Annotated in this window: 19 protein-coding genes; 3 read left to right on the top strand and 16 right to left on the bottom strand. The window is 65.2% G+C overall.

Annotation, left to right across the window (positions count from 1 at the left end; translation table 11 throughout):
- Positions 1-110 precede the first annotated feature (110 nt).
- From AC56K1_RS00830 to AC56K1_RS00810, 5 genes are all read right to left on the bottom strand, one after another.
- The gene (locus AC56K1_RS00830) at positions 111-2,525 is read right to left on the bottom strand and encodes a catalase (RefSeq protein WP_497155961.1); all 2,415 of its coding nucleotides are present in this window, start codon (positions 2,523-2,525) and stop codon (positions 111-113) included.
- A 147-nt stretch (positions 2,526-2,672) separates the two neighbouring features.
- On the bottom strand, positions 2,673-2,855 hold the full coding sequence (locus AC56K1_RS00825; RefSeq protein ID WP_497155960.1) for a hypothetical protein: 183 nt from the start codon (positions 2,853-2,855) through the stop codon (positions 2,673-2,675).
- Positions 2,856-2,939: 84 nt separating this feature from the next.
- Positions 2,940-3,935, bottom strand: a complete 996-nt coding sequence (locus tag AC56K1_RS00820) for an MYG1 family protein (RefSeq protein WP_497155959.1) — start codon at positions 3,933-3,935, stop codon at positions 2,940-2,942.
- Positions 3,936-3,970: 35 nt separating this feature from the next.
- Complete coding sequence (fdhD, locus tag AC56K1_RS00815) at positions 3,971-4,813, bottom strand: formate dehydrogenase accessory sulfurtransferase FdhD (RefSeq protein WP_497155958.1); 843 nt, start codon at positions 4,811-4,813, stop codon at positions 3,971-3,973.
- A complete protein-coding gene (locus AC56K1_RS00810; RefSeq protein WP_497155957.1) occupies positions 4,810-7,110 on the bottom strand; it encodes an FdhF/YdeP family oxidoreductase in 2,301 nt (766 codons plus the stop codon). The genes fdhD and AC56K1_RS00810 overlap by 4 nt, the downstream gene beginning before the upstream one ends.
- 350 nt (positions 7,111-7,460) lie before the next feature.
- On the opposite strand from AC56K1_RS00810, the gene AC56K1_RS00805 reads away from it, so the two are divergent.
- Positions 7,461-7,766: an SGNH/GDSL hydrolase family protein gene (locus AC56K1_RS00805; RefSeq protein ID WP_497155956.1), complete on the top strand. Its 306-nt coding sequence runs from the start codon at positions 7,461-7,463 to the stop codon at positions 7,764-7,766.
- 136 nt (positions 7,767-7,902) lie between these two features.
- Here AC56K1_RS00805 and AC56K1_RS00800 read toward each other — a convergent pair whose 3' ends face one another.
- Together AC56K1_RS00800 and AC56K1_RS00795 are read right to left on the bottom strand one after the other, a co-directional pair.
- The gene (locus tag AC56K1_RS00800) at positions 7,903-8,514 is read right to left on the bottom strand and encodes a tetratricopeptide repeat protein (RefSeq protein ID WP_497155955.1); all 612 of its coding nucleotides are present in this window, start codon (positions 8,512-8,514) and stop codon (positions 7,903-7,905) included.
- 120 nt (positions 8,515-8,634) lie between these two features.
- Positions 8,635-9,420 (bottom strand): GIN domain-containing protein, encoded by a 786-nt coding sequence (locus AC56K1_RS00795; protein WP_497155954.1) that lies wholly within the window; start codon positions 9,418-9,420, stop codon positions 8,635-8,637.
- 377 nt (positions 9,421-9,797) lie between these two features.
- On the opposite strand from AC56K1_RS00795, the gene AC56K1_RS00790 reads away from it, so the two are divergent.
- Positions 9,798-11,198, top strand: a complete 1,401-nt coding sequence (locus AC56K1_RS00790; RefSeq protein WP_497155953.1) for a M16 family metallopeptidase — start codon at positions 9,798-9,800, stop codon at positions 11,196-11,198.
- A gap of 11 nt (positions 11,199-11,209) precedes the next feature.
- Positions 11,210-12,622, top strand: coding sequence for a M16 family metallopeptidase (locus AC56K1_RS00785; RefSeq protein ID WP_497155952.1), 1,413 nt, complete (start codon positions 11,210-11,212; stop codon positions 12,620-12,622).
- A gap of 124 nt (positions 12,623-12,746) precedes the next feature.
- Here AC56K1_RS00785 and AC56K1_RS00780 read toward each other — a convergent pair whose 3' ends face one another.
- The 9 genes from AC56K1_RS00780 to rpsO form a co-directional block, all read right to left on the bottom strand.
- Positions 12,747-13,064, bottom strand: a complete 318-nt coding sequence (locus tag AC56K1_RS00780) for a DMT family transporter (protein ID WP_497155951.1) — start codon at positions 13,062-13,064, stop codon at positions 12,747-12,749.
- Between the two features lie 82 nt (positions 13,065-13,146).
- Positions 13,147-15,048, bottom strand: a complete 1,902-nt coding sequence (locus AC56K1_RS00775) for a hybrid sensor histidine kinase/response regulator (protein ID WP_497155950.1) — start codon at positions 15,046-15,048, stop codon at positions 13,147-13,149.
- A complete protein-coding gene (locus AC56K1_RS00770) occupies positions 15,045-16,421 on the bottom strand; it encodes an ATP-binding protein (protein WP_497155949.1) in 1,377 nt (458 codons plus the stop codon). Before AC56K1_RS00770 ends, AC56K1_RS00775 begins: the two co-directional genes overlap by 4 nt.
- On the bottom strand, positions 16,418-17,464 hold the full coding sequence (locus tag AC56K1_RS00765; RefSeq protein ID WP_497155948.1) for a SpoIIE family protein phosphatase: 1,047 nt from the start codon (positions 17,462-17,464) through the stop codon (positions 16,418-16,420). The genes AC56K1_RS00770 and AC56K1_RS00765 overlap by 4 nt, the downstream gene beginning before the upstream one ends.
- A complete protein-coding gene (locus AC56K1_RS00760; RefSeq protein WP_497155947.1) occupies positions 17,452-17,919 on the bottom strand; it encodes an anti-sigma regulatory factor in 468 nt (155 codons plus the stop codon). The genes AC56K1_RS00765 and AC56K1_RS00760 overlap by 13 nt, the downstream gene beginning before the upstream one ends.
- Positions 17,919-18,275 carry an STAS domain-containing protein gene (locus AC56K1_RS00755; RefSeq protein ID WP_497155946.1) on the bottom strand — a complete coding sequence of 119 codons (357 nt, stop codon included), beginning with the start codon at positions 18,273-18,275 and terminating at the stop codon, positions 17,919-17,921. Before AC56K1_RS00755 ends, AC56K1_RS00760 begins: the two co-directional genes overlap by 1 nt.
- 9 nt (positions 18,276-18,284) lie before the next feature.
- Entirely contained in the window at positions 18,285-19,148 is an 864-nt protein-coding gene (locus AC56K1_RS00750; protein WP_497155945.1) for an STAS domain-containing protein, read from the bottom strand.
- Positions 19,149-19,680: 532 nt separating this feature from the next.
- Entirely contained in the window at positions 19,681-21,783 is a 2,103-nt protein-coding gene (gene pnp / locus AC56K1_RS00745) for a polyribonucleotide nucleotidyltransferase (protein WP_497155944.1), read from the bottom strand.
- A gap of 181 nt (positions 21,784-21,964) precedes the next feature.
- Positions 21,965-22,234 (bottom strand): 30S ribosomal protein S15, encoded by a 270-nt coding sequence (gene rpsO / locus AC56K1_RS00740; RefSeq protein ID WP_171081371.1) that lies wholly within the window; start codon positions 22,232-22,234, stop codon positions 21,965-21,967.
- Positions 22,235-22,359 lie beyond the last annotated feature (125 nt).

The following is a 22,359-nucleotide window of genomic DNA, read 5'->3' as shown; positions in this document are numbered from 1 at the left end:
GGCGCAGGCCGGCACCTGAGTTTTACGCATTCCGCCACACGCACCGTAGACCTCCGGCTGCGGCAAAAAAAACGCCAGCACGAAGCTGGCGTTTCATCAGACCCTGAAACTCACACCGCCGGCGGATCCGTCTCCCGCGCGAACGCCCGGTGTCCGGCCAGCGCCAGCGTGAACTGATCCAGCGCAGTATCCGGCTTGGCTGCAATCCCGATGATCAGTCCCGGATCGTCCGAGCCATCAGGGAGCGCCTTCGGCACCATGGCCTTGTCGAGCAGGCCCTCACCCGCGCCCAGCACCAGGATCGGCTTGCAGTGGCGGTATTGCTCGCGCACGAAGTCGATCGCGTGGGCGTTGCGCGCCAGCGCCTCGACCGCCTTGGCGCCGTCCGGCACGATCATGCCGTCGTACAGCACCGACGGCCCGGCCTCGAGCGACACTTCGACGTCGAGCATCGAACCATCAAGCGCCTTGACCTTGCCCAGCAGGTTACCCACCAGGCGAGGCACGGCGCCATCCATCACCAGGCTGGCGTAAATCGAGGCGACCTGCGCCCCATCGACACCCGGCGCCACGAAGATCGCGACGCGGCGGGTGCGCACGCCCGTGATGCCGGCGCGGCTCAGGAGCGAGAGCGGCGGCGATGGCGGATACGTCGGAATCGGCGCATCGGTGGCCAGCGGCAGCGGCTCCGGCACTTCCAGGCCGAGGCCCTCGGCCACCTTCGCCGCCAGGCCGTCGTCGACATTGGCCAGCAGCGCCAGCATGCGCAGGCGGATCGCCACCGTCTGCACGCGCGTCAGTTCGAAGCGGAAGGCGTTGGCAATGTGAGCCTGTTCGACCGGGGCCTGGCTCTGGTAGAACAGGCGCGCCTGCGAATAGTGGTCGGCGAACAGTTCCGGCTTGCCGCGCACCTTGTCTTCCGCCACGCGCTCGGGGAAGCTCGTAAAGCCCTTGCTGCCGGCCTGGAACGGGCAGCCGCCCGCCAGCGAATTCGGCTCGTAGCTTACGCGGCCGCGGTGGATCGCCTGGCGGTGCATGCCGTCGCGCTGGTTGTTCTGGACCTGCACGATCGGCGCATTGATCGGGATCTCGTGGAAGTTCGGGCCGCCCAGGCGCGAGAGCTGGGTGTCGAGGTAGGAGTGGATGCGGCCCTGCAGCAGCGGATCGTTGGAGAAATCGATGCCGGGGATGATGTGGGCGGTGCAGAAAGCCACCTGCTCGGTCTCGGCAAAGAAGTTGTCGGGGTTACGGTCCAGCACCATGCGGCCGACCTTCTGCACCGGCACCAGCTCTTCCGGAATCAGCTTCGTTGGATCGAGGATGTCGAAGCCAAATGAATTCGACTGCTCTTCGGTAAAGATTTGAAGTCCCAACTCCCACTCGGGGAAGTTGCCCGCCTCGATCGCTTCCCACAGGTCGCGGCGGTGGAAGTCGGGATCGGCGCCCGAGATCTTCACTGCCTCGTCCCACACCAGCGAGTGGGTGCCGGCCAGCGGCGTCCAGTGGAATTTGCAGAACTGCGATTCGCCCTGCGCATTGATCAGGCGGAAGGTGTGCACGCCGAAGCCCTGCATGGTGCGGTAGCTGCGCGGGATCGCGCGGTCCGACATCACCCACATCAGCATGTGCGCGATTTCTGGCGAGAGCGACGCGAAGTCCCAGAAGGTATCGTGGGCGCTGGCCGCCTGCGGCATGCCATGGTGCGGCTCCGGCTTGACGGCGTGCACCAGGTCGGGGAATTTCATCGCGTCCTGGATGAAGAAGACCGGAATGTTATTGCCCACCAGGTCCCAGTTGCCTTCGTCGGTATAGAACTTGACGGCGAAGCCGCGCACGTCGCGCGCCACGTCGGTCGAGCCGCGCTCGCCGGCGACGGTCGAGAAGCGCACGAACACCGGGGTGCGCTTGCCCTTGGCCTTGAACGGCGCGGCGCGGGTGACCGCGCTCAAGTCTTCATAGGCCTCGAAGAAGCCGTGCGCTGCCGAGCCGCGCGCGTGCACGACCCGCTCGGGAATGCGCTCGTGGTCGAAATGGGTAATCTTTTCGCGCAGGATGAAGTCTTCCAGCGCCGTCGGGCCGCGCAGGCCGATCTTTAGCGAATGCTGGTTGTCCGCGACCGGCACGCCCTGGTTGGTGGTGAGGTGGCGGTCGCTGGCGTCGACGCGCACGCGGTCGAGCGGCCCGACGGTCGGGTTCTGGCCGATCGGCGGCTGACCGTCGCCGACCTTGTCGGACTGGACGATCTCGCTGCTGGTGCTGCCGGTGGCGCCAGGGGTCGACGGCTTGGCCGTGGCGCCCGGCTCCGGCGTGCGGGCGGCGTCGCCGTATTCGTCCGGCTTGTTCGGGTTGAAGGGCATGTCGGCCGCCAGCTCCTGGCCGGCGGCCATTTTTTCCAGCAGGCGCCGGCTGACCGGATCCTTCGATCCCAGGGTGGACGGCGGTGTCGGGTCCGACGGACCTGCCATGGTGCTCATGATGGAACCGGCGCCAGCCACTGATCCTGGCACGTTCTTGCTTTTAGCCATCTCTGCCTCACTGTTATTCGTTATAGGAACTACCAACGACAACATAGCCTTGCAGGAGGCAAGCGAACTGTTGCGTATCTAACGGTGCGGCATAGACAGCGTCTTATTATCACTATCGACCCGATAGAACGACACTATGATACGCCTCTAGCGATGGATCTCGTGGCAGACGCCGAGCAGGGTGTCGCGGCGCAGGCGCAGGCGCGTGTGCTGGGTGCGGATGCCGGCCGACATGCCCCAGGCCGCGGCCCACCGCAGCGCCCGGTCGGTGTCCGGGCCGAAAGGCCGCGCCGCCGATGCCCGGTTGAGGGCGGCCGACATGCGTTGCATTGCATACAGCTTTCGCATTGAAACTATCTTCGCCATGAGCCCAAGATAGTCGTTCTTCTGCGCTGCGACAGTGCCTTACCTAACTCAAACGGGAATTGCCGCCCGAGAATCGCGTATCTCGAAAAGCGGCGTCAAACCCTCGTCCACCGCCTGCAGCGCCTGTTTCGCCATGGCATAGGCGCCGTTAAACGAATTCGCTGCAGCAATGAAACGGCCGTTATGGCAGAACTTGGCGTCCGGTACGCCGGTTACCGCCGCCAGTTCCGCGTCGCGCAGGCCGGCCCAGGGTTCCGGCAGGTCGGCCCGGGCGTCGAAGGTATCGGTAGTGGCCGGCACCGTGTGCAGCATGTAGCGGTCTTCCGACAAACTGTGGCTGATCACGAACAGCACCTTCGGCATTTCCTTGCGCACCACGGAAGTCCATGGCAGCGCAGCATTCTTCAGGAACAGCAGGCGGCCACCCTCCATCGGTTCGGCCGCGCGCACCTGCGCCAGCGCCAGCGTGGCGCCGACGCGGTAGTTCACGGCATTGGCCATCACGTCGGTGAGGAAGGCCATTGCTTTACGGAACTGGGCCAGGCGGTAGGCTTCCGCCTCCAGCCCGTAACCGAGGCGCTGCTCGTCCATCCAGTTCGGGTTGTAGCCCGAGACCACGGCCGACATGCCGTAGCCGCCCGGGGCATTCCTGGCCGCGCCCACGTCCGAGAGGTCGAGGTACTGGACGATGTCGGTGTCGATGGCATAGGCCAGCTGCTGCGCCGTGTCGGCATCGATCTGGTGGCCCGTATGGGCGGCGGCCAGCGCGGCCACGCAGCGCCCGCCGAATTCGCGCCAGACCAGGCCCGCGCTGGCATAGGGCACGCCACTGGCGCGGGCGCCCTCGAAGCCTTTCTGGTGGTGGTCGAAGCGGCCGCTGGCCGGATCCCAGATGCCGCCGACGTCGACGACGAAATCGGCCGCCTCGATGACCGCGCTGTCGCGGGTGCGCACGATCTCCGCTTCGGGGAACAGGATATGCAGGGCGGCGACCGCCCATGCGTCGTCCGCATGGAACTTGCCGTTGTGGGTCACGATGACCATTGATTACTCCAGGTGCTTTTATTCGAAGGACAGGATCATACCGGCATCCCGGAAAGTCGTTGCGGATGCGTGTAAAGAACGTGGCGCCCTCCGCGCACGAAACCGGCCAGCGTGAGGCCTGCCCGCCCGGCCAGTTTCACGGCCAGCGCGGTCGGCGCCGAGATCGCGGCCAGCAGCGGAAAGCCCGCGCGCGCGGCCTTTTGCACCATCTCGAAGCTGGCGCGGCTCGTGACCACCGCGAACCCGCCTGACGTGTCCACTTTGTCAGCCACCAGCGCGCCAACCAGCTTGTCGAGGGCATTATGGCGGCCCACGTCTTCGCGCACGCAATGCAAGGAGCCGTCGCGCTCGGCCCATCCGGCGGCGTGCACCGCGCCGGTCGCATGGTGCAGCTGCTGGCGCGCCGCCATGGCTGTCATGGCGCGGTGCAGCGCGGCGTGCTCGAAGACGGCCGATGTGGCGCTTGCCTGCGGCGGGTCCAGGGCCTCGTCCTCGAACCAGGCCAGGCTCTCGACCCCGCACAGGCCGCAGCCGGTCTTGCCCGTCCGCGCGCGGCGCGACTCCTTCAGGCGCACCAGGGCGCCGGAGGCGATGCGCATCTCGATGGCGATGCCGTTGCAGGTGTGCTCGACCTCGATGTCGTAGATGTCGCTCGCATGGCGCACGATGCGCTCGCCCAGCGAAAAGCCGAGCGCGAAATCCTCCAGGTCCTGGGGCGAGGCCAGCATCACCGCATGGCTGATGCCGTTGTAGACCAAAGCGACCGGCACTTCGTCGGCCACCACTTCCGTACCCGGCGCCAAGCGGCCATCGACCCAGGAGGCGGCCTCCAGCCTTGATGCGCCCCCTGGCGCGAAGAAGGCTTCGCCCGCGTTCACGACGGCCTCCGGTCACGCTCGAGGATGACGTCGATCGCCTTGGCCGCCGGCACCTTGCTTTCCTTGGCGTGGTGCCATAGCGGGATGAGAGGGTTGAGCTCGGGGAAGTAGCCGGCGATGCAGCCCGGCGGCACGTCGTAGGGCACGACCGCAAGCCCGGCGATGCGCCGTTCGACGCCATCCATGGCAGCGGTGCGCAGCGCCACCAGCTCGCCCTGGGCCAGCGCATGTTTCGCCATGTCGGCGCGCGACATGAAGATCACCATGCGGCTGCCGTAGACGCCGCGGAAACGGTCGTCATGGCTGTAGATCGTGGTGTTGAACTGGCCGTCGCTGCGCACCGTGAACAGGCGCAGCGTGGCCGGGCCGCCGCCCAGGTCCGGATTGCCTTTCAGGTCCTCGGGCACCGTGAAGCCGGCCTTGCCGCTCTCGGTCTTCCAGACCCGGCTTGCTGCAGCGACCGGTTTGCGGAATCCCCCCGGCGTCCACATCCGCTCATTAAAATCGTGGAAGATCTCGGGATAGGTTTCGGCAATCGCATCGCGCACGGTCGCGTAATCGGCCACCCAGCGGTCCCAGTCCACGCGCGGGTTGGGGGCCAGCGTGGCTTTCGCGATGCCGGCCACGATAGCCGGCTCGGACAGCAGCGTGGACGCCACCGGCTCGGCCATCCCGCGCGAGCCGTGCATGCAGGCGGTGCTGTCCTCGACGCTCACGTCCTGCGGCCCGCCGGCCTGGCGGTCGATCTCGATCCGTCCCAGGCAAGGCAGGATGTAGGAAGCCTTGCCGTGGATGACGTGGTTGCGATTGAGCTTGGTTGCAATCTGCACCGTGAGCGGCAGCTCGCGCCAGGCCGCTTCCATCAGGCCGCGCTCGGGCACCGCGCGGATAAAGTTGCCGCCCAGGCCGACAAACGCCTGTATCTTCCCTTCCAGGATGCCCTCGCAGGCCTCGACCGTATTCATGCCGGGTTCGCGCGGCGGCTCGAAGCCGTATTGTTCCTTGAGTTTGTCCAGCGGCGCGAGCTCGGGCTTTTCGGTGATGCCGACCGTGCGCTGGCCCTGCACGTTCGAGTGGCCGCGCACCGGGCACACGCCGGCGCCGGGCTTGCCGATGTTCCCGCGCAGGAGCAGCAGGTTGACCATCATCGTCACGTTCTGCACGCCGTTCCGGTGCTGGGTCAGGCCCATGCCGTAGATCGCCATCACGGCGCTGGCCTTGCAGTACACGGCGGCCGCGCTTTCCAGGTCGCCCCGCCACAGACCGGATTCGCGCTCGATGTCGCCCCATTCGCAGGCGCGCACTGCGGCCTCGAACTCCTCGAAGCCGTGGGTGTGCTCGCGCAGGAAGGCGGTGTCGAGCACGCGCCGCGCGCCCCCGCTGCGCGCCGCATCGTCCAGCGCCAGGATCGCCTTGCACAGGCCCATGACGGCGGCCGTGTCGCCGCCCGGCTTGACCTGGTGGTACTGGGTGCTGATCGCGGTCTCGTGCCCGGTGAGCATCTCGAGCGGCGACTGCGGATTGGTGAAGCTCACCAGGCCACGCTCGCGCAGCGGATTGAAGGTGATGATCGGCACCCCGCGCTTGCGCGCCGCCTGCAGCTGGTGCAGCATGCGCGGACTGTTCACGCCCACGTTCTGGCCGAAGAAGAAGATGCAGTCGGTCTTTTCGAAGTCGTCCAGCACCACGGTGCCGACCGGGACCCCGATGGTCTTTTGCAGTCCGACCGAGGTGCTCTCGTGGCACATGTTCGAGCTGTCCGGCAGGTTGTTGTTGCCGTACATGCGCGCCAGCAGCCCGTACATGTAGGAGGTCTCGAGCGAAGCCCGTCCCGAGCTGTAGAACACGACATTCTTCGGCGCGTAGCTGCGCAGGGCCGCACCGATTTCTTCAAAGGCCTGGTCCCAGGCGATCTCGCGGTATTTGTCGGATTGCGCATCGTAGCGCAGCGGCACCGTGAGGCGGCCCTGGTCTTCCAGCCGGTGGTCGTCCCAGGCTTCCAGCCCGGTCACGGTGTGCTGCCGGAAGAAGTCCGCGCCTATCGTCTTGCTGGTGGTTTCCCAGGCCGTGGCCTTGGCGCCGCTTTCGCAGAATTCGAAGGGATGCGGGTTGGCCGGCTTGGCCCAGGCACAGCTGACGCAGGCATAGCCGTCCGGTTTGTTCTGCTTGAGCAGCAGGCGGCTGTCCTTCAGCGGCACCCGCTGATCGAACAGGATGGTGGCGACCTCGCCAAGCGAACCCCAGCCGCCGGCCGGCATCAATGGGTCTTCGATGCGTACATCTGAACTCTTGCTCATGGCTGCTCCTCGCTGATGGAAGGGCCACCCTAGCCGGCTTCCATTCGCGTCTCGGTGCGTGTGCGTACCCTGCCGGCAGATATCCGAGTCAAATCCCGGACAACGCTGCCAAGGACACCGGTAAAAGATTCGTGGAGGAATGTCAATCTTTCGGCGCCTCGATCCTGCGCAAAGGCGGGGCCTGCGGCAGCCTTGTTCCGTGCTGCCGAGCTCGTTAGATTGGCTAAACGAGCTCATGCCTGACGCATGGCTGTCATTTCAAGGAGCACACGAATGAAACGCTTCCTTCCCGGCCTGGCCGATGTGGTCCGGCGCTTCAAGGATGGCCTCGCCTCGTCTACCCACGAACCGTGTCCACCACGACGGCCAGCGCGGTGACCGTCGGGGACCTGATCGCCGGCTACCGCCAGCTGATCGCACGCGCCCACGCCAAGGGCATCGCCATCATCGGCGCCACCCTCACGCCTTTTGAGGGCGCCGGCTATTACTCGCCCGAGGAGGAAGTCGTGCGGCAGGCGGTGAACAACTGGATCCGCAACCACGACGAGTTCGACGCGGTGCTCGATTTCGACCGCGCCACGCGTGACCCGGCGCACCCGGCGCGCCTGCGCGGCCTGGACGCCCGGATTTATCGACGGACGCACGACGTTCAATGACCACGTCGCGTCAAAGCATCCGTGATCTGAACGCGCGGGCAAGGGAATTGCCCATCCTACGGGATTCGACAGATCACACGACACCGGCTATCGTGAATCCACAAACAAGAACCGCCGGCATCGCCGGCGGTTCTCATCACGAATTATTCCCCGTCCGCGAGGCCGTCGGCAGCGGCCGGCCCGGCTTCCACGTGCGCGACAGCGACTGCGCCTCCTCGATCTGCTCCTGCGTCATCTGGCGCGAGATCGCGGCGCGCTGCTCGACCGCGTTGTGGTTGCCGCTGGCCGCGGCCAAATTCCACAGCATGTAGGCCAGCACCATATCCTGCGGCATGCCGCCCTGGTGGTAGCGGTACATCAGTCCCAGCGCGTGCTGGGCTTCGCCGTGGCCCTGCTCGGCCGCCTTGCGGAACCAGGACACCGCATGGCGCTGGTCCTGGGGCACGGCGTTGCCTGTGTAGTACATGGCGCCGACCACGTATTGGGCGTCGGCCTTGCCCTGCTGGGCAGCCTTGTGGTGCCACGAGAACGCCTGCTTGTAGTCGCGCGTGACGCCGCGGCCCATGTAATACATCAGGCCCAGCAAATGCTGGGCTTCCGCGTGGCCGGAGCGGGCAAGCGGGACGATCTCTTTCAGTGCTGTCGCGTAGTTGCGCGCGTTATAAGCGCTTGCCCCTTCCGCGAAGCCCGCCTGCGCGCCGGCCTGCAGGCCGAGCGCGAAGACGATCGCTACGAATAGTTTTTTCATGTCTCGTACATCGGATCAGGATCTCTGCGTACCCTTGGTGCCCGTGAGGACTCCCATTGTTCTTGTCGGCTGGTGCTCGCTTTTGCTCGTTCTTTGCTTGTTCGTCCCTGCCCAGCTGCCTTACTTCCAGTTGACCTTGCCCAGGCCGTCGACGCTCACCTTGCGGTTGGCCGGCTTGCCGTACACCGTGACCGAACCCATGCCCGACAGGGTCAGGTTGGCGCTGTCGCGGGCGGTGACGGTGGCGTTGCCCAGCCCGGACAGCTCCAGCGTCACCTTCTCGGCCGAGAAGGACTGGGCATCGAGCCCGCCCAAGCCGCCGAGCTCCGCCTTGAGCTGCTTGCTGCGCCCCGACAGCGTCACATAGCCGGCGCCGCTCAGGTCCAGCTCGACGCTATCGCTGTCGATGCCATGGACTTTCATGCTGCCGACACCGCCCAGGCTGGCGCTGAGGACCCTGTAATTACATGATACATTCATTGAGCCGGCCCCATCGAGGTTGAGCTCGAGCTCATCGCCCGAAAAGCCGCTGACCGTCGTGCCGCCGACGCTTTCCGAGCTCACTTCGCGCAGGTTCGGCAGCGTCAGCTCGGCGTGCAGGCCCATGCTGCGGCCCAGGTTGATGCTCACGCCGCGGGTTTCGGTGCCGATGTTGAGGGTGTCGCCGCTTTGCAGCGTGGTGGTCTTGCCCAGCAGGCGCGGGTCGCCCGTGAGGACCAGCATCGGGGTCGCGCCCTGGCGGATCTTGAGGTCCACCACGCCATCGAGCTTGACGCGCACCACGCGCGCATCGACGGGACGGGTTTCAGTGACCCGTTCGGGCGCGGCGACGGCCATGCCCATGAAGGTGAACAGCGCGGCGCACAGTGCGGCGAAAACAGCGCCGAGCTTGAACAAGTGTTTCATCGAATTCTCCACATACATATATAGTCTTGAGCGCCGGCTGGCGCCGGCCGGATAGGCCAGCCCTGCCGCAACCTTGCCAGCAACCCGGGATGCCCAGGTCGCGGTCTTAGCATGTTGCAACTATATCGGCTCCTGCTGGCGCGTCCTACCTCCCTGCGATGAACTGCATAAAACGCGGCTCAGGGCGGCATATGGCGGGATGGATGTCCCTTATCGTCCTGAAACATTCCTTGGATATAGAGCAAACTTTCCGTCAAAAAAAGATTAATTATTGGCATGTCTTTGCGCTAATATGCAGCGCATGATGGCCGAGGCCGTCAATGGATTCATCAGTAAAGCTCACCTTCCCGAGTACATTTTCGAGGTCACCCATGCGCATGCGCCAATTACCTGTTTTGCTGGCCGGGCTCACTTTCTCGCTGTCGGCCTTCGCCGCCACCGCGGACCAGTGGACTTTGCCGGTCAACGTCAAGAAGTTAGAAAACGGCCTGACGGTCATCGTCACCGAAGACCACAGCTCGCCGACCGTCGGCGTCTCGGTCGTCTACCACGTGGGCATGCGCCTGGAACCGAAGAACCGCACCGGCTTCGCCCACCTGTTCGAGCACCTGATGTTCCAGGGCACGCCGAACGCCAAGAAGGGCGTGTTCGACACGACCATCACCGGCGGCGGCGGGCGCAACAATGGCTCGACCCGTCCCGACTTCACCAACTACATCGAGACCGCGCCCGTGTCGGCGCTGGAACCGATCCTGTGGCTGGAAGCGGACCGCATGAAGACGCTCGACTTCAACGCCGCCACCCTGAAGAACCAGCAGGACGTGGTCAAGGAAGAGATCCGCGTGAACGTGAAGAACCAGCCTTACGGCGGCTTCATGTGGATCGACATCAGCCAGCAGGCCTTCCAGAAATGGGAAAACAACCATGACGGCTACGGCAGCTTTGAAGACCTCGAGAACGCCAGCCTGGACGACGTGCGCGCCTTCCACCGCGACTACTACGGCCCGAATAACGCGGTGATCGCAATCGCCGGCGACATCACCCCGGCCCAGGGCTTCGCGCTGGCGCAGAAATACTTCGGCAAGATCCCGGCCCGCCCGACCCCGAAAGCCACCGACTTCAGCGAAGGCCTGAACACGGTCGAGAAGCGCATCGTGCAGAGCGACGCCCTGGCCCAGGTGCCGGCCGTCGCCGCCGCCTGGAAAATCCCGCCGCGCGGCCACAAGGACCAGGCCGCGGTTGCCGTGCTGGCCGACGTGCTGGCCGGCGGCGACGCCTCGCTGTTCTACCAGGGCCTGGTCAAGGGCCGCGAAATCGCGCTCAACGTCGACACCCTGTTCGGCCTGACCGGCCCGTTCGAATACGACGGCCCGACCCTCTTGACCGTGTTCGCACTATACAAGCCCAACAGCAGCGCCGACGCGCTGCTCAAGGCGATGGACGAGGAAATCGCCAAGGTCGCCCAGAACGGCGTCGATGCCGCCACCCTCAAGCGCGTCAAGACCCGCATGCTGGCCGACTGGAACAACCAGATGGAAAGCTTCATCAACCGCGCCGACATGATGGCCAAGATGCAGGTGCTGTGGGGCGATGCCAACGTGGTCAACAAGATCCCGGGCTGGATCGAAGGCGTGACCTCGGAAGACATCCAGCGCGCGGTGCGCACCTACCTGGTGCCGGCCAACCGTACCGTCATCGACCGCAAGCCGGCCGCCATGCTCGCGGCACCTGGCGCCGCATCGCCAACTGCCAGCGCCCCTGCTGGCGCCAACAAATAAGGAGCGCATCGATGAAAAAACTGATGCTCGCTGTGGCTATATCCCTGGCGTTCGCGCCGGCAGCCTTCGCCGCGCCTGCCGCGGAAAAAGAACTCGGCATGCCTGCCTATGGCAAGGACAAGCCTATTCCCGTGCCGAAGATCGCCAAGAAGACCCTGGTTAACGGCTTGAGCGTCTGGGTCGTGCCGCGCAAGGGCCTGCCGCGCGTGGACTTCGTGCTGGCCGTGCGCAACGCCGGCTTCGCTGCGGACGCGCCGCAAACCCCGGCATTCGCCTCCATGATGGCCGGCCTGCTCAGCGAAGGCACGGCCAAGCGCGACTCGCGCGCCATCGCCGAAGCCGCGCAAGGCATGGGCGGTGAAATCGGCGCCAGCGCCAACGCGGACGGCATCGTCGTCTCGGGCAATGCGCTGTCCTCGCAGGCCGGCCAGATGGCCCAGCTGCTGGCCGAAGTCGCCCGCACGCCGGCCTTCCCGCAAAACGAAGTGCAGCTGGCCAAGACCAACGCGCTGCAGGCGCTGCGCGTGTCCGAGACCCAGCCGACCTTCCGCGCCGAGCGCGCGGTCAGCAAGGCCATCTATGGCGACCACCCGTACAGCCGCACCACCCCGACCGCGGAAGCGATCAACGCCGTGACCCAGGACATGCTGCGCACGGAACACGCCCGCCGCGTGCGCCCCGACCGCACCCTGCTCGTCATCACCGGCCGCATCACCGAAGCGGAGGGACTGAAACTGGCGCAGCAGGCGTTCGGCGACTGGAAGGCCAGCGGCCCGGCAACGCCCGACACCGCAGCGGCGCCGGCAATGGCCAAGCCGGCGCGCATCCTGCTGCAGCGTAACGGCAGCGTGCAGTCGACCCTGCGCCTGGGCAGCCCCGGCATCGCCGCCAGCGCCCAGGACCAGATCCCTCTGCGCCTGGCCAGCACCATCCTCGGTGGCGGATTCTCGAGCCGCGTGAACATCAAGCTGCGCGAGGAAAAGGGTTACACCTACGGCGCCTCGGCCGGCGCCCGCATGAACCGCACAGGCGGCGCGATCGTCGGCGGCGCGGACGTGCGCAACGAGGTGACCGGTGCGGCGCTGAACGAATACTTCAGCGAGTACAAGCGAATCGGCCTTGATCTGGTGCAGCCGAAGGAAATGGAGATGAACAAGCGCTACGTCGCCGGCGGCTACATGATCAACAACCAGCTGCAGCGCTCGGTCGCCGGCACCCTGGCGCAAAACTGGCTGGTCGGGCTGCCGCCCGAGTTCCTGGGCGAGTACGTGCCGCGCATCCAGAAGGTGACGCCGGAGCAGGTGCGCGACGTAGCGAAGAAGTATTTCTCGCCCGAGAACCAGTCGATCGTCGTGGTTGGCGACCAGGCTGCGGTGGGTGAGCAGCTCAAGGCGTTCGGGGAGTTTACGGTGCAGGAGAAATAAATCCTCGGCCTGCGTGCTGATGTGAGAAAGCCCCGCGGTGCGGGGCTTTCTACGTTCGCGGTGTGGGACGAACTTGGATTCCTGTCTTCGCGGGAATCCAATTTTTTCGAAACCCGTTAGCGCATCAATCAGCCGCCATCTTCATCAAGACAAGGCCGGAGACGATCAACACCGCGGCGATCACGCGCATAAGATTCAGCTGTTCGCCCAGCAAGGTCACCCCCACCACGAATGCCCCCACCGCACCGATCCCGGTCCAGATGGTATACGCCGTCCCCAGTGGAATGGTCCGCATCGCCGCAGCCAGCAAAACGAAACTGGCCGCCATCGCGACCAGGGTAACAACGGTGGGCCACAAGCGGCTGAAGCCATGCGACTGCTTCATCGCATATGCCCACACCACCTCAAAGATTCCAGCTACCAGCAACATGATCCAGGCCATATCCCGGCTCTCCTTTCGAAATGCCGGGCCGTCCCGGTCATTGATACCCGATATGGGGGAGGCCGTTCCTCCAGCCGCCATTCTACCCCTTCAGCGCCTTTTCCAGGTCGTCCAGCTCGGCCGGCTTGACCAGGTGGGCGTCGAAGCCGGCTTCCAGGGCGCGCTTGCGGTCTTCGGGCGAGCCGTAGCCGGTGTGGGCCACCAGGCGGATGCCGGCCAGCGCCGGGTTCTTCTTGATGCGGCGCGCGACCTCGTAGCCGTCGATCCCAGGCAGGCCGATGTCGAGCACGATCACCTGGGGCCGGTGGTGCAGTGCCAGCCCCTCGATCTGCGAAGCGTCGGAGGTGGTGCAGGTCTCGTAGCCCATTTCGGCCAGCAGGAAGCCCATCATTTCCATCGCGTCGATGTTGTCGTCCACGAGCAGCACGCGCATGCCGCTGCCGCCCGAGTCGGCGGCCGGATGGCATTCCAGCGCCGGCTCGTTTGACGCCACGCGCAGCAGGGGCAGTTCGACCGTGAAGGTGCTGCCCATGCCGATGCCGGGGCTCTCGGCCATCAGGCGCCCGCCATGCAGTTCGAGCAGGTGCGACACCAGCGACAGGCCGATGCCCAGCCCTTCCGGCGCGCGGTCGGGCGGCACGTCGACCTGGGCGAACATGCCGAAGATGCGCGGCAGGTTGTCTTCTGCGATGCCGATGCCGTTATCGTGCACCGAGATGCGCACGTGGTGCTCGCCGCGCAGGCTGGCGGTGATGGTGATGTCGCCGCCCTGCGGGGTGAACTTGGCGGCGTTGTGCAGCAGGTTCCCGATCGACTGGGCCAGGCGCACCGGGTCGCCGGACACCCATACCTGCTGCTCCGGCAGTTTCACTTGCAGGCGGTGGCGGCGCGCCGCGATCAAGGGTCCCGCGGTCTCGATGGCCTGGTGGACCACGGTGCCGAGGTTCACGTCCTCGCGCCGCAGCACGATCTTGCCTTCAGAGATGCGCGCCACGTCCAGCAGGTCGTCGACCAGGTGCGCCAGGTGGTCGACCTGGCGCGTGATGACTTCGCGCGCACGCGCCTGGCGCTCACCCGAGCTGTCGCCTGCGGTGCCCAGCAGCGCCGCGGCATTGCGGATCGGGCTGAGCGGATTGCGCAGCTCGTGGGCCAGCGTGGCCAGGAACTGGTTCTTGTTGCGGTCGGCCGCGCGCAGCAGCGCTTCCATTTCCTTGCGCGCAGTGATATCGCTGGTCACGCGCGCCACGCGGTAGACGTCGCCGCGCTGGCCGCGCACCGGGAACAGGCGATCGCGCACCCAGCGTGTCTTGCCGTCGGTTCCGGCCAGGCGGAATTCCTCGTCGTAGTGCGGCATCAGGGCCAGCTGCTCCCATCGCTGCGCCATGCGCGTCCGGTCGTCCGGATGGACCGCGTCGAGCCAGGACGCCGGCTGCCCGCGCAGGGCGTCGACGCTGCGTCCCCACAGCGCCGGATAGGCCGGGCTGACGTAGACCAGCGCGCCATCTAGCACGGAGAACATCCAGAACACGTCGTCGATGTTGTCGGTGATCTGGCGGAAGCGCTCTTCGCTGTCGCGCAGCTCGACCTGGGTCTGGCGCATGCGCACCAGCGCATTGACGTTCGCGATCAGCTCGTCGGCCTCGATCGGCGCGGCCAGGTAGTTGTCGGCGCCGCCCTCCAGGCCGCGGATCTTGTCGGCGCGCCCAGTCAGGGCTGCGGAAGTCTGCAGCACCAGCACCATGCTGCTGTCCGGGTTGGCCTTGATGCGGCGGCATACCTCGATGCCGTTGATGTCGGGCAGCTTGACGTCGAGCAGCACCAGGGTCGGGTGCTGCTCGTGCACGATCTCGAGCGCGTCGGTGCCGTTGGCAGCCTCGATGACCGCGAAGCCCGCGCTTTGCAGGATACGGGTCTTGGCGTAGCGCGCCCCGTCGTTATCGTCGACGTTGAGGATCGTGGGGGGCTTGGTCGGGTGGGAAGTCATTCGTTCGTTCCATGGTTGCTATCCCTGGATGGATGGCGGCGCGGCAGTTCCAGTGAAAAGGTCGATCCGGCACCCACAGCACTGGTGACCAGGACCCGCCCGCCGAGCAGGTCCGCCAGTTTGCGGCATAGCGGCAGTCCCAGGCCGGTACCCTTGCTGCGCCGTTGCAGCGGGTGCTCGATCTGGCTGAATTCTTCGAAAATCAGGTGCAGGTTCTCGGGGCTGATGCCGATGCCGGTGTCGGTGACGTCGAAGCGGATCGTGTCCACCGGATCGAGGGTCGCCGAGACCCGCACCGAACCGTTCTCGGTAAACTTGAGGGCATTCGAGATGAAGTTGCGCAGGATCTGGGAAATCATCCCTTCATCGGACTCGAACGCATCGGGGATGCTGTCCGGCTCGAACACCAGCTCCACCCGCGTTTCATCCACCAGGGGGCGCAGCATGCCCTTCAGCGCACGGAACAGGTTATCCACCACCACCGGGTCGAAATGCACCTCGACCTTGCCGGCCTCGATCTTGGCCAGGTCGAGCAGGTCATTGACCAGTTCGGACAAATCGTTGGCGGCAGTGGCGATGAACTGCACCTGGCGCTCCTGCTCGACGGTGAGGTCGCCGTCCATGCGGCTGAGCAGCAATTGGGCCAGCGCCCGGATCGACGATAGCGGCGTGCGCAGTTCGTGGCTGGTATTGGACAGGAAGCGCGACTTCATTTCGTCGGCCTTGCGCAGGCGTTCGGCCTTGTCTTCGATCTCGGCATACAGCGCCACGATGCCGCGGTTGGTGTCTTCCAGCTCGCGCGTGAGCGAGATCAGGTCTTCCTGGCGCTCGCGCAGCTCCGACAGCGTGGCGACCAGTTCCTGGTTCTGCAGCTGCATTTCGTGCAGGGGATTGGCGACCGGCGTCTCGGCCAGGCGCGTGCTGATTTCCAGCAGCCTGGCCCGGGTGATCGCGGCCCCGCGCGGCAGGATCTTGCGCATCGTGACCTTGCCGATGCCGCCGCCGGCGCCGATGGGTTCGGATTCGCATTCGTCCATCAGGCGGTGCGCCGTGACCAGGGCCAGTTCGGGCGCGGATACAGGATCGGCGTCAGGCGGCAGCACCTGGCGCGCCGCTTCGCGCGGCCCGGTGCCGGCATGGATGCTCACCTCCAGCTTCTGGTAGCGGCCCTCGTCGTCGAAGGCAAAACTCGCGCGCCCGCCGGAACCCTGGTGGCAGGCACTGCGCGCCACTTCCGAGACCGCGGTGCCGATGCGCACCTGGTCCTGCTGCGAAAAGCCCAGCAGCGCCGACAGCTGGCGCGCGCGCTGGCGCACCTGCACCACGTCCTCGTCGTTGTCGAGGGCGACATTCAGGATGCGCTGCGCGCTCACCCGGCCGCCCCCGGCGGCATTCCCGTCCTGCGCACCACCAGCACCATGGCGTCGTCGCGGCGGCGGATGAAGTCGCGCATCAGCACCGAGGCGATCAGCGCCGGGCTGTGGCCGATCAGGCCAGGATACTTGTCCAGGTCCCATTGGGTCTGGATGCCGTCCGAATGGAGGATACAGGTCGCACCCGGCGGGAACGGCACGGAAAATTCCTGCACCTTGCGCATGTTGTGGCCGACGATGCCGTTGTGCGATACCAGCGCGCGGCGGTTATCGTCGAACACGTAGCCGGCGATATTGCCGACGCCGGCGAAACGCAGTTCCGACGCCGCATAATCGATGCGGGCCGCAGCCAGCGCGGCGCCGCGCGTGCCGCGCAGCGCGTCGTGCGCCGCGTGCACCACGTCCGACGCCGTGGCCACGGGCCGCGCCGGATTGTCCAGCACCCCGATCGCGGCCGCCGACGCGCGCGCCGCATGCAGTCCGTGCCCGAGCCCGTCCGACGCGATCAGGGTTGCGCCTCGCGGCCCGCAGCGCACGCCCCAGCCGTCGCCGCATTCGTCCTCGCCTGCCAAGGGAGTCAGCATCGCACCGACTTCGACGCCACAGTGGTCCGGCGGCGGTACATCGCGCCACAGACGCATGAAGAAGACCGAGCCTTTGCCCGGCTGCGAATACACGTCGAATTCATCGGCCTGGCGCCGCATGGCGCCCAGGCCGGTGCCGGCGGTGCCGGCGGTCGAGACCCCGTCCACCAGGCTGGCCGACAGGTTCGAAATGCCGGGCCCCTCGTCCAGCGCCAGCACGTCGATGCCGACTCCGGCGCTCGACTGCGCCGGGCCGATGTGGATTACGCCGCGATCCGCATGCTTGAGGATATTGGTGGCCGCTTCGGTGATGATCAGCGCCAGCATCCCGGCCCGGGTTTCATTGAACCCGAGGCTGCCCGCCAGCTTCTGCCCTTCCCTGCGCGCCGCCGCGACATCGCTGGCATGTTCGATCGAACAGACCAGTTGCGGCGTCAACGAACTGATCAGCGTTTCCATTTGACTACCAGCACTGCTGTCCCCTCTCCCGGACGGCTCTCCACCTCGAACTCATCCACCAGGCGTTTCGATCCGCCAAAGCCGAGACCAAGGCCGCCACCGGTTGTAAACCCGTCACGCAGCGCACTGTCGATATCGGGAATGCCGGGACCGGCATCGACGAAGATCAAGGAGATGCCGTTGCGCACGCCGTCGTTGAGCGAATCCAGGTGGACTTCCCCACCCCCGCCATATTTAATGGTATTGCGCGCCAGTTCGCTGGCAGCCGTCACCAGCTTGGTCTGGTCCACCAGCGACAGCGCGATTGCCACCGCGCGTTCGCGCACCTGTTTGCGCAGTCCCACGACATCCTCGTCCGACCGCAGGCGCAGCGTGACACGCGCGCTGCGCTGCTGGCGGTGGAGCTCCAGCAGGTCAGTCTCGAACAGGACTGCATTGGTTTGCGCGTCGCTCATTAGCTGAAGCTCTTTCCTAACAGCGCCATGCCTTTTTCGACATTCAGCGCCGTCTTGACGCCATGCAGCGTCAGGCCGAGTTCGACCAGCGTGATGGCCACCGCCGGCTGCATGCCGACCACGACCGTCCGGGCGTCGAGCACGCGCGCCATCGCGGCGGTATTGCTGATCATCCGGCCGATGAAGGAATCGACCAGGTCAAGCGCCGAGATATCGATCAGCACACCCTTGGCGCCGTCGCTCACGATGCGCTCGGTCAGGTCGTCCTGCAGCGTCATGGCCAGGCGGTCATGCATGTCGACCTGAATCGTCACCAGCAGCAGGTCGCCCATGCGGAGGATAGGAATCCGTTCCATGTCGTGCGCTTATGCCTTGTTGAGGGTGATAGTGGTGCCGGTGCGTTCCAGCGCCACCAGGAAGGCGTCGGCCAGCGTGGCCTTGGTGATCACGTCTTCCAGGTTCACTCCCAGGTGCACGATGGTTTGGGCGATCTGCGGGCGGATGCCGCTGATGATGCAGTCCGCGCCCATCAGGCGGGCCGCTGCAATGGTCTTCATCAGATGCTGGGCCACCAGGGTGTCGACGGTCGGCACGCCGGTGATGTCGATGATGGCGATGATGGCGCCCGTGTCGACGATCTTTTGCAGGATGTTTTCCATCACCACCTGGGTGCGGGCCGAGTCCAGGGTGCCGATCAGCGGCAGCGCCAGGATGCCGTTCCACAGCTTGACGACCGGCGTGGACAGCTCGAGCAGTTCCTGCTGCTGGCGCACGATGATCTGGTCCTTGGTCTTCTGGAACACCTCGATGGTGAACAGGCCGAGCTGGTCAAGCAGCGTGCTGACCAGCCACGAGGCACGAGCCAGTCCTTGCTGGTCGGCGGCGAAACCGTCGCGCAGGCGCGCGAACACCGGCTGCTTGAACGAGAACACGAAGGTCGCGGTATCGCTTGGCGTCGAACCTGCCTTGGCGCGCGAGGACGAGATGTCTGCCAGCAGGTCGCGTACTTCGTCCCACGAGCGGTGCTCGATGTTTTCCAGCTCGCCGCTACGGGTCGCCGCGATGAAAGCCGCCAGGAACTGCTGGGTGTGGGAGCGCAGCTGCTCGCGCGATGCGGTCGTGCCGCGGACCATCAGCGATTCGAGTTGCGCCAGCCATTCGGCGCCGATTGCGCCCTGCTCCTGCTGGAGCAACTGGCTGATTTGGTTCGCGAGATCCGTCGTCGTCATCTTCATTTCCCTTGTCGAATGTTGGATTTTTGGTGACGCCTGTGCTCGATATCGCCAGGCGTGGTTGGAATTCTGTTAAACGGCCAACTATACCATTTGGAGTGTTAAATAGATGGCACTGTTGAATTGATTACAGGACAAATTGCTTCCAAACGAAAAGTTGTAGAAGGATTCCGCGGGGCGCACCGATACAGTACATTCCTGGGTCGCCTCCACGCGGCGCTTGCCCTGTCCTGAGCAGGAATACACCGATGTCGGCGAACTGCACGACAGGTATGCAGCTGTTGCGTGGCAACGCAGGTGGCAAGTGGGTGGGCGACTTGCGTGCGCCATCAGAGCGTGGCGCCGTGTTGAAAAGAGCGGCGATCCCTGGAGCCGTCGTGCATCGTAGGGTGGGCAGATTCTGCCCACCCGACAGGGTTCGACGAATCGCACGGCTTCAGCCGATCGCGAAAGCCGATAAAAAACCGCCAGGCTCACGCACTGGCGGTTTTTCGATCGAAGCGGCGAACCGCTACGGCTTAGCGCTTGATTACTGCGCCGCGCCTTCGACCGGATCGGCAGCCTTCATCGACAGCTTCAGGCGGCCGCGCTCGTCGGTCTCGAGGACCTTCACGCGCACTTGCTGGCCTTCTTTCAGGTAGTCGGCAACGGCATTGACGCGCTCGTTGGCGATCTGCGAGATGTGCAGCAGGCCGTCCTTGCCCGGCATGACCTGGACGATGGCGCCGAAGTCCAGCAGTTTCAGCACGGTGCCGTCGTAGGTCTTGCCCACTTCGACCGATGCGGTCAGCTCTTCGATGCGGCGCTTGGCTTCCTGGCCGGCGGCGGCGTCGACCGACGCGATGGTCACGATGCCTTCGTCGGTGATGTCGATCTGGGTGCCGGTCTCTTCGGTCAGCGCGCGGATGACGGCGCCGCCCTTGCCGATCACGTCACGGATCTTTTCCGGGTTGATGCGGATGGTGATCAGGCGCGGTGCGAAGTCCGACAGCTCGGTCTTCACGGTCGGCATGGCCTTCTGCATTTCGCCCAGGATGTGGTGGCGCGCTTCCTTGGCTTGCGCCAGTGCCACCTGCATGATTTCCTTGGTGATGCCCTGGATCTTGATGTCCATCTGCAGCGCGGTGATGCCGGCTGGGGTACCCGCGACCTTGAAGTCCATGTCGCCAAGGTGGTCTTCGTCACCCAGGATATCGGTCAGGACGGCGAACTTGCCGCCTTCCTTGATCAGGCCCATCGCGATACCGGCGACGTGCGCCTTCATCGGGACGCCCGCATCCATCAGCGCCAGGCAGCCGCCGCAGACCGAGGCCATCGACGAGGAGCCGTTGGACTCGGTGATTTCCGAGACCAGGCGCACCGAGTAGGAGAAATCTTCAGGGTTAGGCAGGGCAGCGACGAGTGCGCGCTTGGCCAGGCGGCCGTGGCCGATTTCGCGGCGCTTCGGGGTGCCTACACGGCCGGTTTCGCCGGTGGCGAACGGAGGCATGTTGTAGTGCATCATGAAGTCGTCGGTGTACTCGCCCATCAGCGCGTCGATCTTCTGGCTGTCGCGCGCGGTGCCGAGGGTCGCGATGACCAGCGCCTGGGTTTCGCCGCGGGTGAACAGGGCCGAGCCGTGGGTACGCGGCAGGACGCTGGTGCGGATCTCGATCGGACGCACGGTGCGGGTGTCGCGGCCGTCGATGCGTGGCTCGCCGTTCAGGATCTGCGAACGCACGACCTTGGCTTCCATGTCGAACAGGATGTTGCCGACATCGCCCGAATCGGCGCTGACGCCCTGGGTTGCCAGGGCAGCCATGACTTCCGACGACAGCGACTTCAGCTTCTGCTGGCGCGCCGACTTTTCGCGGGTCTGGTAGGCGTCGCGGATCTTCTCGGCGGCCAGGTCGGTCACGCGGGCGATCAGTTCTTCGTTCTTCGGTGCCGGCGACCATTCGACTTCAGGCTTGCCGCCGTCGGCCACCAGGTCGTGGATCGCGTCGATGACGACACGCATCTGGTCGTGGCCGAAGACGACCGCGCCGAGCATGACTTCTTCCGACAGTTGCTGGGCTTCCGACTCCACCATCAGCACGGCGGTTTCGGTGCCTGCCACGACCAGGTCCATCTGCGAGGTCTTCAGCTCGGTGGTGGTCGGGTTCAGGATGTACTGGCCGTTCGCGTAGCCGACGCGCGCTGCGCCGATCGGGCCGCTGAACGGGATGCCGGCGATGCACAGCGCAGCCGAGGCGCCGATCATGGCAGGGATGTCCGGGTCGATTTCAGGATTGACCGACAGGACGTGGATGATGACCTGGACTTCGTTCAGGTAGCCTTCCGGGAACAGCGGGCGGATCGGACGGTCGATCAGGCGCGAGGTCAGCGTTTCCTTTTCGGACGGACGGCCTTCACGCTTGAAGAAACCGCCAGGGATCTTACCCGCAGCATAGGTTTTCTCGATGTAGTCGACGGTCAGCGGGAAGAAATCCTGGCCCGGCTTGGCGTCCTTGCGTGCGACCACGGTTGCCAGCACGACGGTATCTTCGACCGACACCAGGACGGCGCCGCTTGCCTGGCGGGCGATCTCACCCGTCTCCAGGGTGACCGAGTGTTGACCGTACTGGAAGGTTTTCGAAACTTTGTTAAACATGGGTAATCCCTTTCATTTTGCCGACAGATTTTCAGGAGCTGTCGTTCACCTCACCACAGGGCGGAGCGCTTGGCGCCGCCATTTACTACCAACAACAAAACTGCACACTACTAAAACAAAAAATGCCCGCGACAGCTAGCTGGCGCAGGCATTTCCTGACTAAATCGTCAGACCCAAGCGATTACTTACGCAGGCCGAGTTTGGCGATCAGGTCGCGGTAACGGGTTGCGTCCTTGCTTTTCAGGTAGGACAGAAGGCTCTTGCGGCGGTTGACCATCATGATCAGGCCACGACGCGAGTGGTGATCCTTCTGGTGTGCCTTGAAGTGGCCGTTCAGTTCGTTGATGCGTGCGGTCAGCAGTGCGACCTGGACTTCCGGCGAGCCGGTATCGTTCTGGCCACGTGCGTTGTCCGCGATGATCGCGGCTTTGTTGATGTGTTCTACGGACATGATGTTACCTTTCACATGCGGTGCATGAGTCGAAACCCAGCGCACCGTGATTGTCGAATTGCCTGCCCAAAACGGGCAGACCCGCCAGTATAGGGGAAAACCGGCCGTGCGGCCACTATTTGCAG

It is taken from the genome of Telluria sp. ZB4P37, from assembly GCF_059685855.1.
This window is presented reverse-complemented; position numbering and strand designations above follow the sequence as displayed.